The organism is Pseudoxanthomonas dokdonensis, from assembly GCF_001431405.1.
Taxonomy (GTDB): Bacteria; Pseudomonadota; Gammaproteobacteria; order Xanthomonadales; family Xanthomonadaceae; genus Pseudoxanthomonas_A; species Pseudoxanthomonas_A dokdonensis.
On record NZ_LDJL01000001.1, the window covers coordinates 214,313 to 230,046 of the forward strand.

Genomic DNA, 15,734 nt, shown 5'->3' on the forward strand with positions numbered 1-15,734 from the left:
TGGTGATGCCGATGCTGTCATGTGATCGATGCCCGCGGCGGTGGTGACTGGATTCTGGACACGCCCGGGTCGGGGTTCAAGCCGGCGCCGGCTCAACGCGGCAGCGGCACCCCGCGGAATGCCTTGACCGTGCGCAGCACGAAGCTGGAATTGACATCGGCCACGCCACTGGCGTTGAGCAGGCGATCCAGCAGGAACTGCGAGAAATGTTCCAGGTCCTCGACCATCACGTGCAACAGATAGTCCATGTCGCCGGTCAAGGCGTGGCAGGCCACCACCTCATCCCAGCCCTGGACCTTGTCGGCGAACTGGTCGATGTCCGGATGGCCGTGTTTTTCCAGCTGTACCCGCACGAACGCCTGCAGACCCATGCCGACCGATTTCGGCTGCACCAGCGCCGCATAGCCATCGATGACGCCGGCCGCTTCCAGCCGCTGGGTACGGCGCAGGCAGGCCGATGGCGACAGGTTCACCTGCGCGGCGATGTCGGCGTTGGTGGCACGGCCTTGCTGCTGCAGCAATGCCAGCAGGCGCAAGTCGGTACGATCCAGGTGCAGGGATTCAGCCATTTGTTGCTCCGCAACAGTGAATGACGCAACGATGTTGCGGATATTGCCATTCCAACGCCATTTTTGCACACCTATTGCGCGCGCCCGCCGCTACCATCAGGGGATGTCCAGTTGCCGCGGAAATTACCCCCATGAATGAGCCACGCCGGGTCGAACGCCAGCAGACCGACAAAGGCTATGTGCCGGTCTATACCACTGCCATCGTCGAGCAGCCATGGGACAGCTATCGCGACGAAGACCATGCCACCTGGGGCCAGCTGTACCAGCGCCAGCGTGAGCTGCTGGTCGGCCGCGCCTGCGACGAATTCCTGCAGGCCCAGGACGCGATGGGCATGAGCCCGGACAAGATTCCGCGCTTCGACGAGCTCAATGTGGTGCTCGGCAAGACCACCGGCTGGCAGCTGATCGGGGTCGAAGGCTTGCTGCCGGAGCTGGATTTCTTCGATCATCTGGCCAACCGCCGCTTCCCGGTGACCTGGTGGATCCGCCGCCCGGACCAGATCGATTACATCGAGGAACCCGACCTGTTCCACGATCTGTTCGGCCACGTGCCGTTGCTGATGAATCCGCTGTTCGCCGATTACATGGAGGCCTACGGCAAGGGCGGGGTCAAGGCCCACGCCATCGATCCCGAAGCGCTGGTGCACCTGACCCGGCTGTACTGGTACACGGTCGAATTCGGCCTGATCAACACGCCCGGCGGGCTGCGCATCTACGGTGCCGGTATCGTCTCCTCGAAAGGCGAATCGCTGTATTCGCTGGAATCGGATTCGCCCAATCGGCTCGGCTTCGATCTGCAGCGGGTCATGCGTACCCGCTATCGCATCGATACCTTCCAGAAGACCTATTTCGTCATCGATGGCTTCCAGCAGCTGATCGATGCCACCGCGCCGGATTTCACCCCGCTGTACCAGCAGCTGCAGCAGCAGGACGCGATCGCCGCGGGCGACGTGCGCGCTGATGACCGGGTCTATCATCGCGGCACCGGCGAGGGCTGGTTGAACGACGGCGACGTCTGAGCCAGCGTCGCCGGACAGGGCTGGCGACGCCGCAGTCCGCAGTAAATGTTATTTACGTTACTTGTTATATCCTCTGCGGCCAACGGTTCATCGAACAGCGGCTAAGCTGCGCGCCGGCTGATTCTGGGAAGTGACGACGATGGCTTCATCGCGGGCGCTGTGGCGCTGGTTCCGACAGTGGCGGCGGGAGAACCTGCAGGTCGACCGATCCGCGGTGCTGGTGCACGTCGACGAAGGCGGACGGCTGGGGCCGCGTTACGCCTTCATGGTGCTGATGTCCTGCGGCATCGCCATGCTCGGCCTGCTGCAGAATTCGGTCGCGGTGATCATCGGCGCGATGCTGATTTCCCCGTTGATGGGACCGATCGTCGAACTCGGGATGTCGCTGGCGACGTTCGACTTCCGCAGCATGCGCGATGCATTGCGGACCCTGCTGGTCGGCATCTGCCTGGCCTTGTTGATCTCGTTCCTGATCGTGCTGGTGTCACCGCTGCAGGACCCGACCCCGGAAATCCTGGCACGCACCGAACCGACCCTGTTCGATCTGCTGGTGGCGATCTTCTCCGGCCTGGCCGGCGCCTATGCCACCATCACCCGCAAGGGCGAAACCATCGTCGGTGTCGCCATCGCCACCGCCTTGATGCCACCGCTGGCGGTGGTCGGGTTTGGCATCGCGATCGGCAACGCCACCATTGCCGGCGGCGCCGCGTTCCTGTTCATGACCAATCTTCTCGCCATCGCATTGTCGGTGACGATCATGGCCCGCTGGTATCACTTCGGCCATCACGATTCGCCGAAGCAGACGGTGTGGCAGGCCATCCTGATCATCGGCGCGTTCGTGCTGCTGTCGGTTCCACTGGGCCTGGCCCTGCACGATATCGCCGAACGCGGCCTGGCCGAGCGTTCGATCAAGGTCGCCCTGGAGAAAGCCGCCAGCGCCGGCAACGGCCAGCTGACCACGCTGCGGGTCAACCGCACCGAGCAACGCTACATCGTCGATGCGGTGATGCTGACCCCCGAACACCACAGCCAGCTGCAACCGCGCCTGCAGAAAGAACTCAGTCGTGAACTCGGCCGCCCGGTGCAGCTGGAGCTGCGCGAAGTACTGACCGCCGATGATCAGAGCATCGCCTCCGAGAAAGCGTCGCTGGCGCTGCTGCGTGAAAGCGTCGACCGGCTGCAGGTCGATGCCCAGCGCCACGCCCAGCAACGCAGCCTGGACCAGCGCGCCAGCGACGAACTGCGGCAACGGGCGCTGGCTTCACTTGGTAGTTTCGAAGTCCTGCAGGATGGCCAACACGCACGCTGGCGGCTGCGGCAGAGCGCCGGGCTGGACCTGGCCGCGGCGCATCGCCTGGAGTCGGCGATGGCCACCACCGGCAAGGGTCCGCAGATTGACGTCGAGCCAGCGCAGCAGCCGCTGCCGTGGATCACATTTGCCGACGACAGCGCGGTGCTCGATGCCCGTGCCGAGGCTGCCCTGCAGGATGTGGCGTGGGCCTTGTCACGTTGGCAGCTGACCCGGGTCGAGGTGACCGGTCACGCTGGCGGCCAGCAGCCATTGGCACAGGCACGCGCCGAAGCCGTCGCCAACTGGCTGCGACAGCAGGGCCTGCAGGTCGACAACGTCGATGCCGCCAGCCGTGAGGACTCGCGCAGGATGATTGCCGAACAGGGCCAGGCAGCGACACGGGTGGTGGTGATTAGCCCGGCCACGCCATGACCGATGGCGACCGGCATCGGCCAGTCGCCTGAAATACGCAGGCTCATCGGCGACAATAGCGGCCTCTGTCTTGACTCCTTGATGGCCCGACATGTCTGCTGCGGTTTCCGTTTCGCTCACCCGTTACCTGATTGAAGAACAGCGCGCCGGTCGCATCGATGCCGAATTGCGGCAGTTGATTGCGGTGGTCGCGCGCGCCTGCACCAGCATTTCAATCGCGGTCAGCAAGGGGGCCCTGGGCGGTGTGCTGGGCGATGCCGGCACCGGCAACGTGCAGGGCGAAGCGCAGAAGAAACTGGACGTGCTGAGCAACGACATCCTGCTCGAAGCCAACGCCTGGGGCGGCCACCTGGCCGCCTGCGCGTCGGAGGAGATGGAACACAGCCAGCCGATTCCCGACGCATTTCCGAAAGGCGGCTTCCTGTTGCTGTTCGACCCGCTGGACGGCAGTTCCAACATCGACGTCAACGTCTCGGTGGGTACGATTTTCTCGGTGCTGCGCAGCCCCGAAGGCGTCAGCCAGCCCGGCGACCAGCACTTCCTGCAACCCGGCCGGCAGCAGGTCGCCGCCGGCTACTGCATCTATGGTCCGAGCACGATGCTGGTGCTGAGCACCGGCCACGGTACCCACGCCTTCACCCTGGATCGCGAACACGGGGCCTTCATCCTGACCCAGCGTGACATGCGGGTGCCGGAAGAGACCGCCGAGTTCGCCATCAACATGTCCAACCAGCGGCACTGGGAGCCGGCGATGCAGGCCTACGTCGCCGATCTGCTAGCCGGCAAGGATGGCCCGCGTGGCAAGAACTTCAACATGCGCTGGATAGCCAGCATGGTCGCCGACGTGCACCGCATCCTGACCCGCGGCGGTATCTTCATCTATCCGTGGGACCGCAAGGAACCGGGCAAGCCCGGCAAGCTGCGGCTGATGTATGAAGCCAACCCGATGGGCATGCTGATTGAACAGGCCGGCGGCGCCGCCAGCACCGGACGCGAGGACATCCTCGGCCTGCAACCGGACCAGCTGCACCAGCGGGTGCCGGTATTCCTTGGTTCGCGCAACGAAGTCGCGCAAGCGGTGGCCTATCACCGCAATGCCGATCAGGCACTGGCGAAGGCCGGCTGATGGACGCCAACGCCGATTTCATCCACGTCATCGACGAGGCACTGGACCCGGCCATCTGCGCCGACATGGTCCGGCGCATGCGCGCCGCTCCAGGCCTGGCGCCGGGCCGGGTCGGTGGCGGCGTGTTTCCCGAGCTCAAGCACAGCCGCGACCTGCGGGTCAGCGGCGACCCTGCCTGGCGGGCAGAAGACCAGCAGATGCAGCAGGCAGTATTCAAGGGCCTGCTGGGCTACCTGCGCGCCTATCCGCAGGCGCTTATTTCACCGCTGATGCTGCAACAGCCCGATGCGCAGGGCAATCTGCGCCGGCTGCAGGCCGAAGACTTCGCCGACATGGACGACGCGCGGCTCGCGGATCTGGCCCGTACCTGCCTGCGCCCGGGCGCCGCCAACCTGCAGTGGTACCGCGCCGGCGAAGGCGGCTATCCGTACTGGCACTGCGAACTGTATCCGCGCGACGGCAGTGCCGAGACCCTGCATCGCCACCTGCTGTGGACCTTGTACCTCAACGATGATTTCGCCGAGGGCGAAACCGAGTTCCTGTTCCAGCAGCGCAAGATCACACCGCGTACCGGCAGCCTGCTGATCGCGCCGACCGCCTTCACCCATACCCATCGCGGCAATCGGCCACAGGGCGGCGACAAGTTCATCGCCACCAGTTGGATCCTGTTCCAGAGCGCGGACAAACTGTACGCGACTTGAGTCGGTTGCATGCTGCTGGCGCTTGGCAGATATATTTTCATTTCGTATTGCAATGGGGCACGGGATGAATCGCTTGCCACGAACGCTGGGTCTCGCCCTGCTCGGCCTCTGCTCAACAGGCTTGCTGGCCAACGCGGGTCTGGCGCAGACCCGGATGGATCGCACCCGCACCAGCGAGTTTCCGGCAGGGTCGGCAGAGGCAACGGATATACGCCAGTGGTTGCAGGATCACGCCCACTATTTGAATGGCAACATGATCGGTGAGCTGGACAAGCTCGGCACCCTCACCGTGACCTGGCAGGCGCAGCAAAGTGATCCCGCGACACCGGATGATGACCTGCCACTCGCGTTGCCTGCGTCAGGTGCCAGTGGCGACAGGATCAGTATCTCCTCATGTGGCAGCGACAAGCTTGAGCAGCAGTCGTGGCGCTACCAATGGGCCGGTAGTGCTTCCGATGGCAGTTGGGTCCTCGAGTCCTACCACTACAGCAGGACCTCGTGCGCGACTGAAGACTAGCCGGGCACCAATCCGCGCGGCGGCCTGGTTCAGAACAACTCGCCCTGCGCCGATGGTGGTCGCGGGGCGATGAAGCGGCTGCAGTCCAACGCCGCATGGCGATGGCGATCGAAGCCCAGGCGCTTGCGGGCCAGGGCGAAACGATTGGCCAGCAGGTCCGCGTAGACGCCCTCGCCGCGCATGCGCTTGCCGAAGGCCGACTGGTAATCCCTGCCACCACGCAGCTGCTGGATGGTACTCATCACGTGCGCGGCGCGCTCGGGCACGTGGGTCTGCAACCAGTCACGGAACAGCGGCGCCACTTCATGCGGCAGGCGCAACAGCACGTAGCCGGCGCTGCGGGCCCCCGCCTCGCGCGCGGCCTGCAACACCGCTTCCAGCTCGCTGTCGTTGACCCACGGGATCGCCGGCGCGAACATCACTCCCACCGGCACCCCGGCCCCGCTCAGGGTTTTCATCGCCCGCAGTCGCGCATGCGGTGCCGAAGCACGCGGTTCCAGCCGTGCCGATAGCCGGTTGTCGAGACTGGTAATGGAAAAATACACTTCCACCAGGCCCTGCGCGGCCATCGGTGCAAGATAATCAAGGTCCCGCTCGACCAGCGCGTTCTTGGTAATCAGCGAAAACGGATGGCGGGTTTCATGCAGCACCTCGATGATGCGGCGGGTCAGCTGCAGCTTGCGTTCGCTCGGCTGGTAGGCATCGGTGTTGATCCCCAGCGCGATCGGCGAAGGCTGGTAGCCGCGCCGCGACAGTTCCCTGCGCAGCAGTTCCGGCGCATTGGTCTTGGCAAAGATACGGGTTTCGAAATCCAGGCCCGGGGAGAGATCCAGATAGGCGTGCGATGGTCGCGCGAAGCAATAGCTGCAGCCGTGCTCGCAGCCGCGGTACGGATTGATTGACTGTGAAAATCCGACATCCGGCGACTGGTTGCGGGTGATGATGCTGCGCGCGTTTTCCTCGCGCAGCTGGGTGCGGGCGGCGGAATCCACCTCGCCTTCGCTGTCCGGCTGGTGCCAGCCATCGTCGATGGCGTCGGCCTGGGTCACGGCGAAGCGGCCGGCCAGATTGCCGGTGGCGCCACGCCCTTTGATCCACTTGCCCATGGCATCCATGCTAGCGCCCCACTGTCTCATTGGTGGCGACACCGCATAGAATCGGTTCATGGAAATCATTGCCGACCTGTGGGACGCCTTCTGGGCGATCCCGCACATAAAAGCGTGGCTGACAGCGGCCTGGCTGCTCTACATCATTCCGCTGTGTGCATGGATCATGCTGCAGAAGCGCGAGCCGGTGGCCACCCTCAGCTGGCTGATGTCGCTGGCGATGCTGCCTTACCTCGGCTACCTGATCTATTTCCTGTTCGGACCGCAACGCATCAAACGGCGGACCCTGCAGCGACATCGCGCACGCCGCGGCCTGGATGCCGACGACATGTTGCATCGCCGCGGCAGTTCGGCGACCGAACTGGCGACGCTGGCCCAGGCCACCAGTGGCCAGCCGCCGTCGAGCGCCACCGCCATGCAACTGCTGGTCGATGGCGCCGAGACCTATCGCGCCATCCTCGAGGCAGTCGCACAGGCACGCGACCACATCCATCTGGAGTACTACATCTTCACCGCCGACACGACCGGTACCCGTCTGCGTGACGCGCTGGCGGAACGGGCCGCGGCCGGGGTCAAGGTGCGCCTGCTGCTGGATGCGGTCGGTTGCACCGGTCTGCGCCGCCACTTCCTGCAGCCATTGGTGGATGCCGGCGGCCAGTTCTGCTGGTTCCACCCTACCCGCTTCAAGCTGTTCACCCGCCCCTGGCTGAACCTGCGCACCCACCGCAAGATCATCGTCATCGACGGCCAAGTCGCGTTTACCGGCGGCATCAACATCACCGACGAGGAAGACGAGTCGCTGCGCGATGACGCCTACCGGGATCTGCACATGCAGTTGCACGGTCCGGTGGTGGCCTGCCTGCAGCAGGTATTCGTCGAGGACTGGGTATACGCCAGTGGCCATGGCCGCGCCGATTTCGAAGGCACCACCTTGTGGCCCGAGGCCACCGAGGCCGAGCAGGGCGGCATATCGGCGCAGGTGCTGACCTCCGGCCCCGATACGCCATGGGAGCCGATCCATCGCATGCACGTGGCCGCGATCCACGAGGCCACCCGCCGGGTCTGGCTGGTGACGCCCTACTTCGTACCCGGCGAAGCGGCGCGGATGGCACTGACCTCGGCCGCACTGGGTGGCGTCGACGTGCGCCTGCTGGTGCCCAAGCTCAGTGATTCACGGTTGGTGACGTATGCGGCCCGCTCCTACTTCGACGAGCTGCTGGCGGCCGGCGTCAAGGTCTACGAATACGGCCCACGCCTGATGCACAGCAAGGCGATGCTGTGCGATGACGATGTCAGTCTGCTCGGCAGCGCCAATTTCGACCACCGCAGCTTCCGCCTCAACTTCGAGGTCTGCGTGCTGTTCCGCGACAACGGCGTGAGTAGCGTGCTGGGCGACTGGATGCGGGGCGAGTTCGAGCGCGCGCAGCCGGTACAGAACCTCCGCGAACGTTCGCTCTGGCGGCACCGGCTACCCGAGGCGATGGCCCGCCTGATGTCGCCATTGCTGTGATCGCGGCTGCAGTCCGGCGACGCCCGAAGCGGGTACACTTTTGCCATCATCGGGGCGGGAGGACGGACAATGCATTGGCTTTTCCTGGTTTTTTCCATCGGTTTGCTGGCGGTCGCCATCCGCACCACCTCGGTGGCATTGATGGCGGTCTGCCTGCTCGGTTCGCTGGGCCTGCTGATCGCCTGGGTCATGGGCTGGTACAGCGCCCGCGTCGGCGAGCGCGGCGATACCGCGCAGTTGATTGACCCGGTCGAGCTGCACCGGCTGCGCGAACTGGCCCAGGCGCGTAAACAGGCCTCCTCTTCCGGCGAGCCGCCGCCGCTCTGACTACCCGACTTCGCAATGACTCTGCTTAGTGTCAACGTCAACAAGATTGCAGTGCTGCGCAACTCACGTGGTGGCGCGCTGCCGGATGTGCTGCATGCTGCCAGAACCTGTCTGGACGCCGGTGCCCACGGCATCACCGTGCATCCGCGGCCTGACCAGCGGCATATCCGCCCGGACGACGTACTGGCTCTGGGCGAGCTGACCCGCCAGCGCGGCGTCGAGTTGAACGTCGAAGGCAATCCCTTTGCCCCGTCACGCGGCGATTATCCGGGCCTGCTGGCGCTGTGCCGCGCGGTCCGGCCGGCACAGGTCACCCTGGTCCCCGACAGTGACGGCCAGATTACCTCGGACCATGGTTTTGACTTCGAGGGCGACAACCATGAGCTGGCGGGGTGGATTGCCCAGTTCAAGGCGTTGGACTGCCGGGTCAGCCTGTTCGTCGATGCCGGCGTAACTCGGCTGCAGGAGGCATCGGCTCTGGGCGCCGACCGCATCGAGTTGTACACCGGTCCGTTTGCCGACGCCCATGCCACTGGCGAGGCCAGCGCATCCCTGCTTGCCTGTGCCGGCACCGCGCGCCAGGCCCAGGCACTGGGATTGGGGGTCAATGCCGGCCACGACCTGAGCCAGGCCAACCTCGCTGATTTTCTGCGCGGAACACCCGATGTGCTGGAAGTGTCGATCGGCCACGCGCTCATCAGCGAAGCCATCTACGACGGCCTGGCCACCACCGTCGGTCGCTATCTGGATATCGTGCGGGCCGCTTGACCAGCTCGGGTCGGCTGGCCGGCCAAGCCGTCAGCCGCCCGCTGAAGCTGTGAGCAGTCCCGGCCCAGGGTCCGTTGCCAGAAGCTAAGGCCTGCCGTCCTGCCACGAATGCGCAGTCGCCGCCTGCGGCAGGTGTTGGCTGTCCCACGCCGGCTAGTCGGCACTCATGCTGATTTGCTGCAGACCAGCGCGCCGGGCAATCGCAATCGCATCCACCAGTTGCTGGTAGTCCGCTTGTCCGGCGGCACTCAACCGCAACTGTACGGCAGGCGATTGCATGCGCGCCCGGCTCAGTTGTTGTTGCAGCTGGCGGCCGGAAACCGGATTGCCTTCGAGTTGGTAACTGTCACTGCCAACGACGCGAAGCCGCAGCTGCGTCGGCGTATCGGGGTTATGGCGCAAGGCCTGCTGGGGCAGCTGGACCTCGAGCGGCCGTGACAACATCGGTGCGGTCACCATGAAGATGACCAGCAATACCAGCATCACGTCGACCAGCGGGGTGATGTTGATCTGCGACTGGGGCGCAGCGGACGAAGCAACGGAGAACGCCATGGCACACCTCCTGATGGTTTCGACGATGTTGTGTGGCCAAGTTACGCCTGTGGGTGGCTGGCGGCAATACCCGCTCCAGCCGTGCCGACAGCGGCCAGGGCAAAAAAAACGCCACCCGGAGGTGGCGTTTTCAATTCGCGGATTGAAGGCCCGCGCGGACGCGGCGATCTACTGCACGAATCCGATTTTCAACATCTGCGCGTTCTTGGCCGCGGCCAAAACCTTGGCCATGACCTGGTACTGGGCATCGTCATTGGCGTCGATGCGCAACTCGGGCTGGTTGCCCGGATCACGCTGCACCTCTTCCACCATCCGCGGCTGCAGGTCGCGGACGTTGATAGGACTGTTGTTCCAGTACACAGAACCATCCGCATCGATACGCAGATCGATCGGCGGCGGCGGCTCGCGCAACTGCGGCGGCGGGTTGATGACCCGCTGCGGCAGCGCCACGTCGATCGGATAGGTCATGATCGGCGCGGTCACGATGAAGATGATCAGCAACACCAGCATCACGTCGACCAGCGGCGTCACGTTGATGTCGGCCATGGGGCCCTTGCTTCCACCACTACTGAATGCCATGGCTCAGCCCCCCTTGTCTTTGGTTGCGACGTAGCCGATATCCAGCATGCCCTGGCCTTGGGCAAGTTTGGTCACTTCATTGATCGTGCGCATCTTGGTGGTCTTGTCACCGCGCAGGTTCAACTTCGGCTGGGGCTGCAACTGCGCCGAGGTCGACAGACGCGATTCCAGGACTTCCTTGCTCACCGCTTCATCACCCCAGTACAGCGAGCCATCTTCCTTGACGGAGATGGTGATCGGCGGCACCGGGGGCGCCTTCTTGTCTTCCTCGCTCTGCACGAGATTGGCCTCGGGCAGTTCGATTTTGACTTTGTGCGACATCAGCGGTGCGGTGATGATGAAGATGATCAGCAGCACCAACATCACGTCCACGAGGGGCGTGACGTTGATTTCGGCCATCGGGCCGCTGCTATTACCACTACTGAAAGCCATTTGCGGGCTCCGTCAATTCTTGAGTATGACTACCGGGAACCGCCAGCTCAGCCTACGCGTGAGCCGGTGGCGAAGAAGTCATGCAGATCGTGCGCGAAGGTATCGAACTTCGAGATCGTCGAGCTGTTGATCTTGCTGAAGAAGTTGTACGCGAACACCGCCGGGATGGCCACGAACAGACCGATGGCGGTCATGATCAGGGCTTCACCCACCGGGCCGGCGACGGCGTCGATGGAGGCCTGGCCGGTAGCACCGATCTTGATCAGCGCGCCGTAGATGCCCCACACGGTACCCAGCAGACCCACGAACGGCGCGGTTGCACCGACGGTGGCGAGCAGGGTCATGCCGGTCTGCAGCTTGGCGCTTTCGCGGGTCACGGCCTGACGCAGGGCGCGATCAACGAATTCCGAGCGGCTCAGGTTTTCACCCAGGCTGCTGCCATCACCGGCACCAGCGCGCTGGTGGTGGGCGGCGGCCTGCGCTGCGTCCAGGGCGATCTTTGAGAAGGGTTCGCTCTTGGGCTGTTCTTCCATCAGGCGGATGGCGTCCTGCGCGTTCGGGGTTTCCCAGAAAGCGGAGGTGACGCGCTCGGCCTGGCCCTTGAGGCGGGCATTCTTGATGGCGTTGATGACGGTCCAGTACCAGGACATGGCGGACATGAGCACCAGCGTGGCCAACACCACCCAGGAAACGACGAAGCTACCCGGCTGGGTGGTCATTTCATGGATCAAGTGCTCGAAGCCCATCTGCTGAAGGGCATTAGCGGCGTTGTTGCCCCCCGCTGCGGCGGCGATGAGAGTTTCCTGCAGCATGACGCTTACCTTTATTGAATGTTGATTGAGAGTAGAACGGATTACTTAGAGATAAAACCAGACGTGTGCAACGTGGGTTGCGTTTGGATCAGCCACCCATGCTGAAGTCCACCGGTACGCGTACGCGACCTGCAGCCTTCTGCCCGTTGACAACGGATGGGTTGAAGCGCCATTTCTTCGCAGCCGCCATGGCAGCGCGATCAAGATCGCGGTTGCGGCTGGATTTCTCGACCGACACATTGGTCACATTACCGTTTGCGTCAACGTCGATGATCAGGATGACCTGGCCTTCGATACCAGCGCGCGCGGCGGCGGGCGGGTACTTCGGCGGGTTCATGTTCTTGGAGGAAATGTCCACGCTGGCGCCGATGTCGGCGACCGGGGCCGGCGGCGCGGGCGGGGCCGGCGGCTGGTAGACGTCGGTCGGACGCGGCTCGGCGACTTCAACCGGCGGTGCTTCCGGCGGCGGCGGCAGCGGGGTCGGCTTCGGCGGCGCCAGGTTCTTGACCGGCGGCGGCGGCGTTTCCTGCTTCGGCGGCGGCGGCGGCGGCGGTGGCGGCGGCGGTGGCGCATCCACGATCACGACCGAAGTACGCTGCACTTCTTCTTTTTCTGCGGGCGGAGCAACCGCCGGAATCAGCAAAGCCAGCAACGCAGCCACGTGCAACGCGATTACGAAGGCGATACCGATGATACGGGCCCAGTTGAGGCCTGTTTCCTCTTCCTGTTCCCGATACCTATTAATGACCAGTTGTTCAGCCATGCGCCAATTAACTCTTTGAGGACCGTGTGCCGAAGCCGCACGTTGTTATGGGGCCACCCGGCGTTTCACCGAGGGGAACTCCCAGCTTATACCATTTTCGCAGGCCAATACCATTGTTTTGACTGGGTTTTGGCCTGTTTGCTGGCGATTGTCTTACGGCAACGCCAGGATTTTCTTGGCGTCGGCAGGGTTCTTTAGACCTTTGTCCAATGCCGACTGGGCGGCCTGCTTGGCTTCGGGAATCCGGTCTTCCTGCCACAGCACGCGCGCCAGGTTGAGGTAGGTCTCGCCGTTTTCGGAAAGCGGGGCGGCCTTTTTCCAGGCGTCGATGGCCTGCGGGATCTGTTCGGAGTAGTAATACGACTGGGCCAGCGCCAGATTGGTCTGGTAGTCGTCTTTCAGCACGCCCTTCTGCAGGCCTTCGTTGATGACGTCGATGACCTGCTTTTCCTTGCCGTCCATGTTGGCGTAGGTGGTGTACAGCTGGCGATACTCACGCTCATCGGTCATCTGCCCGGACGCACGCAGTTTTTCCAGGGTGGCAGCGGCCTTGTCGACCTGATCGGCCTGCAGGTAGACCGAGGCCAGATTCATCTGCACTTTCTTGTCGTTCGGGTTCTTGGCCGCCATCTGTTCGGCCAGGGTAATCGCCTGCTGGCTCTGGCCGGCTTCGGCGTACGAGGCCATCAGCAGCTGGACCCAGCTGTCCTTGGGTTCGGGCGAGGCGTCGACGGCCTGCTTCAGCACCGGAATGGCGTCGCTGTAGCGCTCCATGTTGTAGAGCAGCTGGCCCTTGACCACCAGCTCGTCGGGGTTCTGCGACTTGGTTTCGTTGAAGAACCGGTCCAGCGTGGCCAGCGATTTTTCGTTCTCGTCGTCCTGCAGCTGCAACTGCGCCAGGAAGAACATCGACTGATAGTGGCCGTTGTTGTCCAGGCCGTTGAACTCCAGCACCTGGCCCAGGTAGGTCTTGGCCTTGGCGCTGTCGTCCTTGCCATAGGCCAGCTGCGCGCCAATCTGCGCGGCCACCGACTTGTCGTATTCGTTGGCCTTGGGGTCGGCGATGATCTCGTCCACCAGGGCCAGGCTCTGATCTTCCTTGCCTTCTTCCTGGTAATCAGAGAACAGCTTGTTCAGCTGCTTCTGCATCTTGGTCGAGGCCTTGACCTTGGGCTCCTCGCGGGTCGCCTGCGGGTACTTGACCTCTTCCTTCTGCGACTTCTTGCTCTGGCGCTCGGCACGCTGGCCGACACCGGCCGCGGCAGCTGTAGCGACGACGCCCGCACCCAGTGCAACCGTGATGGCCAGGGAGAGCAGGGCATGTTTGGAATTGCGATACAGCATGGAGTCACCTCGAAACTTACGGCAGGACAGAGGGCGGGACGTCGGATCCTTCCGGGGGCGGCAAAACTAGCAGAGTTTGTGTATTGACGGATACCGTTTTTGATGCTGCATTGCAGCAGATTGCCGCATCAACCGCACTTGGGAACGTGGCCAGCCTTGCGCGCCGCCTCGTAAGTGGGCACAAGTCCGGGTGAACTTCGCTTAAGTTCGCTGATCCGCGCCTGCGGATCGGGGTGGGTCGACAACCATTCCGGCGGCCGCGAACTGCTGGCGGCAAGCATGTTCTGCCACAGATCCACCGCCTGGCGCGGGTCGAAGCCGGCATCGGCCATCAAGCGCTGGCCGACTACGTCCGCTTCGGTTTCCTGGGTCCGTGAGCCGGGCAACAGGAACAGGCCCTGCGCGGTCAGCCCGCCGAGCTGGCCAACCAGGTCAGATCCGGTCTGGCCGTACTTGGCGCCGGCGACCGCGGCGCCCAGGCCCAGCAATTGCTGGGTGCCGAGCTGGCGGGTGATGCGTTCTTCGTGGTGACGGGCGATGACGTGGCCGATCTCGTGGCCGAGGACGGCGGCCAGCTGATCCTGGTTCTTGGCCACGGTGAAGATGCCGGTGTAGACGCCGACCTTGCCGCCGGGCAGGGCAAAGGCATTGGGCTCGGGATCGACGAATACCTGGGTTTCCCAGCCGATGCTGCGCCAGTCAGGCGGCAACTGCTGGACCAGCGCGTTGACCACGCAGTTGACGTAGGCGTTCTGTTTGGCGTCCTTGCTGGCAGGCTCCTTGGCCTTGGTCTCGGCAAACGCCTGCGCGCCCAGCTGGTTCAACTCCTGCTGGGAAACGCCACCGACGATCTGGGTGCGCCCGGTCGGCGAGGTGGTGGTCGCGCAGCCGCTGGCGAAAAACGCGGTGATGGTAGCTGCCAGTATCCAGGACTTCATGCAGTGGGTTCCCCTGAAGGTGGCCGTTAGTGTCTGAAATAGGGTCTTAACTTTTCGTCAATCACATTTTCCGGCGCTATTGCGCCGACAGCGCCAACAGCGCGATGGCCAGGCCGTTGTTGATGGCATGGGCAGCTATCGGCGCCCACAGCGTGCCGGTACGGCGGTACAGCCAGGCAAACGTCGCGCCCATGCCGGCGTAGACCAGCAGCAGGAACAGGGTCGCCTGCCAACTGTTGTTGCCGGTGCCGGGGACTTCGTGGGCGAGGGCGAAGGCGAGACCGCTCAGTGCCATTCCCAGCCATGGCCGGCCGGCCTGCCACAGGCGTCCAAACAGCACCCGGCGGAAGAACAGCTCTTCGTACAGCGGTGCCAGCACCACCACGAACACCACCAGCAGGCCACGATTATGCCCCCACAGCTGGCGGATCATGCCCTCGTTGCTGGGATCGGCGCCAATGCCCAGGTAGTCGGCCAGATGCAGCAGCAGGGTCGTCGAAACAGCCACCGCGACCGCCACCGGCAGCGTCCATGCCCAGGTCGAGGCGCGGCCAGCGGCGGTGCGCGAGGCAGCACGTTCGGCCGCGCTGGCGCGGCGGCGCCAGTAGTACATCAGCACCGCCGCCGGGGCCATGCTGAAGAGTGTCATCGCCAGCAGCGCGGTGCCGCTGGGCGTCCCTAGCGCCTGCGCGATGGCCTGCGGATCAGCGCTGGCCCCGCGCTGCGCCTGCTGCAGGCCGAGCTGGAAGGCACGGACAAAGCCCCAGACCACCCCGCCGACCAGCATCAAGGCAAAGGCTATCAGCACGCCCATCAGCCAATCGAACAGGAAGCCGGCGACCGGCTTGCTCGCGGCCGTGGTTGGCGTGGCCTGCGGTAACGGGGGAGGCGATGCGTGATCCATGCGGGTGACCGGGAAGGAGGAGCGGTTACGCCAATGGCGACGGT

The 15,734-nt window shown here is 64.1% G+C and carries 18 protein-coding genes; 8 read left to right on the forward strand and 10 right to left on the reverse strand.

The genetic code is table 11. From position 1 onward, the window contains the following. Nucleotides 1-92 precede the first annotated feature (92 nt). Nucleotides 93-569: an Lrp/AsnC family transcriptional regulator gene (locus ABB29_RS00810; RefSeq protein WP_057656702.1), complete on the reverse strand. Its 477-nt coding sequence runs from the start codon at nucleotides 567-569 to the stop codon at nucleotides 93-95. 131 nt (nucleotides 570-700) lie between these two features. Here ABB29_RS00810 and phhA point away from each other — a divergent pair, with 131 nt between their 5' ends. The 5 genes from phhA to ABB29_RS00835 all read left to right on the forward strand — a co-directional run bounded on the left by phhA (nucleotide 701) and on the right by ABB29_RS00835 (nucleotide 5,655). After that, nucleotides 701-1,588 (forward strand): phenylalanine 4-monooxygenase, encoded by an 888-nt coding sequence (gene phhA / locus ABB29_RS00815; RefSeq protein ID WP_057656703.1) that lies wholly within the window; start codon nucleotides 701-703, stop codon nucleotides 1,586-1,588. Nucleotides 1,589-1,727: 139 nt separating this feature from the next. Next, a complete protein-coding gene (locus ABB29_RS00820) occupies nucleotides 1,728-3,311 on the forward strand; it encodes a TIGR00341 family protein (RefSeq protein ID WP_057656704.1) in 1,584 nt (527 codons plus the stop codon). Between the two features lie 91 nt (nucleotides 3,312-3,402). Then, the gene (locus ABB29_RS00825; protein ID WP_057656705.1) at nucleotides 3,403-4,437 is read left to right on the forward strand and encodes a class 1 fructose-bisphosphatase; all 1,035 of its coding nucleotides are present in this window, start codon (nucleotides 3,403-3,405) and stop codon (nucleotides 4,435-4,437) included. Further along, on the forward strand, nucleotides 4,437-5,138 hold the full coding sequence (locus tag ABB29_RS00830) for a 2OG-Fe(II) oxygenase (RefSeq protein WP_211260657.1): 702 nt from the start codon (nucleotides 4,437-4,439) through the stop codon (nucleotides 5,136-5,138). Before ABB29_RS00825 ends, ABB29_RS00830 begins: the two co-directional genes overlap by 1 nt. 64 nt (nucleotides 5,139-5,202) lie before the next feature. Then, nucleotides 5,203-5,655, forward strand: a complete 453-nt coding sequence (locus tag ABB29_RS00835; RefSeq protein WP_157062427.1) for a hypothetical protein — start codon at nucleotides 5,203-5,205, stop codon at nucleotides 5,653-5,655. Nucleotides 5,656-5,684: 29 nt separating this feature from the next. Here ABB29_RS00835 and ABB29_RS00840 read toward each other — a convergent pair whose 3' ends face one another. After that, the gene (locus tag ABB29_RS00840) at nucleotides 5,685-6,761 is read right to left on the reverse strand and encodes a PA0069 family radical SAM protein (protein ID WP_057656801.1); all 1,077 of its coding nucleotides are present in this window, start codon (nucleotides 6,759-6,761) and stop codon (nucleotides 5,685-5,687) included. Nucleotides 6,762-6,819: 58 nt separating this feature from the next. Between ABB29_RS00840 and cls the strand changes: the two genes are divergently transcribed. The 3 genes from cls (at nucleotide 6,820) to ABB29_RS00855 (ending at nucleotide 9,366) form a co-directional block, all read left to right on the forward strand. After that, nucleotides 6,820-8,271 (forward strand): cardiolipin synthase, encoded by a 1,452-nt coding sequence (gene cls / locus ABB29_RS00845; protein WP_057656708.1) that lies wholly within the window; start codon nucleotides 6,820-6,822, stop codon nucleotides 8,269-8,271. A 69-nt stretch (nucleotides 8,272-8,340) separates the two neighbouring features. Further along, the gene (locus tag ABB29_RS00850) at nucleotides 8,341-8,598 is read left to right on the forward strand and encodes a hypothetical protein (protein ID WP_057656709.1); all 258 of its coding nucleotides are present in this window, start codon (nucleotides 8,341-8,343) and stop codon (nucleotides 8,596-8,598) included. 15 nt (nucleotides 8,599-8,613) lie between these two features. Beyond that, nucleotides 8,614-9,366, forward strand: a complete 753-nt coding sequence (locus ABB29_RS00855) for a pyridoxine 5'-phosphate synthase (RefSeq protein ID WP_057656710.1) — start codon at nucleotides 8,614-8,616, stop codon at nucleotides 9,364-9,366. Between the two features lie 153 nt (nucleotides 9,367-9,519). Here the strand turns inward: ABB29_RS00855 and ABB29_RS00860 are convergent, their stop codons facing one another. The 8 genes from ABB29_RS00860 to ABB29_RS00895 form a co-directional block, all read right to left on the reverse strand. Next, nucleotides 9,520-9,918: an ExbD/TolR family protein gene (locus ABB29_RS00860; protein WP_057656711.1), complete on the reverse strand. Its 399-nt coding sequence runs from the start codon at nucleotides 9,916-9,918 to the stop codon at nucleotides 9,520-9,522. A gap of 168 nt (nucleotides 9,919-10,086) precedes the next feature. Then, nucleotides 10,087-10,497 (reverse strand): ExbD/TolR family protein, encoded by a 411-nt coding sequence (locus ABB29_RS00865; RefSeq protein WP_057656712.1) that lies wholly within the window; start codon nucleotides 10,495-10,497, stop codon nucleotides 10,087-10,089. Between the two features lie 3 nt (nucleotides 10,498-10,500). After that, on the reverse strand, nucleotides 10,501-10,929 hold the full coding sequence (locus tag ABB29_RS00870; RefSeq protein ID WP_057656713.1) for an ExbD/TolR family protein: 429 nt from the start codon (nucleotides 10,927-10,929) through the stop codon (nucleotides 10,501-10,503). A 47-nt stretch (nucleotides 10,930-10,976) separates the two neighbouring features. Then, nucleotides 10,977-11,741 (reverse strand): TonB-system energizer ExbB, encoded by a 765-nt coding sequence (exbB, locus tag ABB29_RS00875; RefSeq protein ID WP_057656714.1) that lies wholly within the window; start codon nucleotides 11,739-11,741, stop codon nucleotides 10,977-10,979. An 88-nt stretch (nucleotides 11,742-11,829) separates the two neighbouring features. Next, nucleotides 11,830-12,504, reverse strand: a complete 675-nt coding sequence (locus ABB29_RS00880) for an energy transducer TonB (protein ID WP_057656715.1) — start codon at nucleotides 12,502-12,504, stop codon at nucleotides 11,830-11,832. A gap of 153 nt (nucleotides 12,505-12,657) precedes the next feature. Next, on the reverse strand, nucleotides 12,658-13,848 hold the full coding sequence (locus ABB29_RS00885) for a tetratricopeptide repeat protein (protein ID WP_057656716.1): 1,191 nt from the start codon (nucleotides 13,846-13,848) through the stop codon (nucleotides 12,658-12,660). A gap of 128 nt (nucleotides 13,849-13,976) precedes the next feature. Next, on the reverse strand, nucleotides 13,977-14,786 hold the full coding sequence (locus ABB29_RS00890; protein WP_057656717.1) for a M48 family metallopeptidase: 810 nt from the start codon (nucleotides 14,784-14,786) through the stop codon (nucleotides 13,977-13,979). A gap of 76 nt (nucleotides 14,787-14,862) precedes the next feature. Beyond that, nucleotides 14,863-15,690, reverse strand: coding sequence for a CPBP family intramembrane glutamic endopeptidase (locus tag ABB29_RS00895; RefSeq protein WP_057656718.1), 828 nt, complete (start codon nucleotides 15,688-15,690; stop codon nucleotides 14,863-14,865). Nucleotides 15,691-15,734: the final 44 nt, after the last annotated feature.

What these genes read in the sequence shown, in the direction of transcription:
- ABB29_RS00810 (WP_057656702.1), bottom strand. Translation starts at nt 569, where the DNA reads ATGGCTGAATCCCTGCACCTGGATCGTACCGACTTGCGCCTGCTGGCA.
- phhA (WP_057656703.1), top strand. Translation starts at nt 701, where the DNA reads ATGAATGAGCCACGCCGGGTCGAACGCCAGCAGACCGACAAAGGCTAT.
- ABB29_RS00820 (WP_057656704.1), top strand. Translation starts at nt 1,728, where the DNA reads ATGGCTTCATCGCGGGCGCTGTGGCGCTGGTTCCGACAGTGGCGGCGG.
- ABB29_RS00825 (WP_057656705.1), top strand. Translation starts at nt 3,403, where the DNA reads ATGTCTGCTGCGGTTTCCGTTTCGCTCACCCGTTACCTGATTGAAGAA.
- ABB29_RS00830 (WP_211260657.1), top strand. Translation starts at nt 4,437, where the DNA reads ATGGACGCCAACGCCGATTTCATCCACGTCATCGACGAGGCACTGGAC.
- ABB29_RS00835 (WP_157062427.1), top strand. Translation starts at nt 5,203, where the DNA reads ATGAATCGCTTGCCACGAACGCTGGGTCTCGCCCTGCTCGGCCTCTGC.
- ABB29_RS00840 (WP_057656801.1), bottom strand. Translation starts at nt 6,761, where the DNA reads ATGGGCAAGTGGATCAAAGGGCGTGGCGCCACCGGCAATCTGGCCGGC.
- cls (WP_057656708.1), top strand. Translation starts at nt 6,820, where the DNA reads ATGGAAATCATTGCCGACCTGTGGGACGCCTTCTGGGCGATCCCGCAC.
- ABB29_RS00850 (WP_057656709.1), top strand. Translation starts at nt 8,341, where the DNA reads ATGCATTGGCTTTTCCTGGTTTTTTCCATCGGTTTGCTGGCGGTCGCC.
- ABB29_RS00855 (WP_057656710.1), top strand. Translation starts at nt 8,614, where the DNA reads ATGACTCTGCTTAGTGTCAACGTCAACAAGATTGCAGTGCTGCGCAAC.
- ABB29_RS00860 (WP_057656711.1), bottom strand. Translation starts at nt 9,918, where the DNA reads ATGGCGTTCTCCGTTGCTTCGTCCGCTGCGCCCCAGTCGCAGATCAAC.
- ABB29_RS00865 (WP_057656712.1), bottom strand. Translation starts at nt 10,497, where the DNA reads ATGGCATTCAGTAGTGGTGGAAGCAAGGGCCCCATGGCCGACATCAAC.
- ABB29_RS00870 (WP_057656713.1), bottom strand. Translation starts at nt 10,929, where the DNA reads ATGGCTTTCAGTAGTGGTAATAGCAGCGGCCCGATGGCCGAAATCAAC.
- exbB (WP_057656714.1), bottom strand. Translation starts at nt 11,741, where the DNA reads ATGCTGCAGGAAACTCTCATCGCCGCCGCAGCGGGGGGCAACAACGCC.
- ABB29_RS00880 (WP_057656715.1), bottom strand. Translation starts at nt 12,504, where the DNA reads ATGGCTGAACAACTGGTCATTAATAGGTATCGGGAACAGGAAGAGGAA.
- ABB29_RS00885 (WP_057656716.1), bottom strand. Translation starts at nt 13,848, where the DNA reads ATGCTGTATCGCAATTCCAAACATGCCCTGCTCTCCCTGGCCATCACG.
- ABB29_RS00890 (WP_057656717.1), bottom strand. Translation starts at nt 14,786, where the DNA reads ATGAAGTCCTGGATACTGGCAGCTACCATCACCGCGTTTTTCGCCAGC.
- ABB29_RS00895 (WP_057656718.1), bottom strand. Translation starts at nt 15,690, where the DNA reads ATGGATCACGCATCGCCTCCCCCGTTACCGCAGGCCACGCCAACCACG.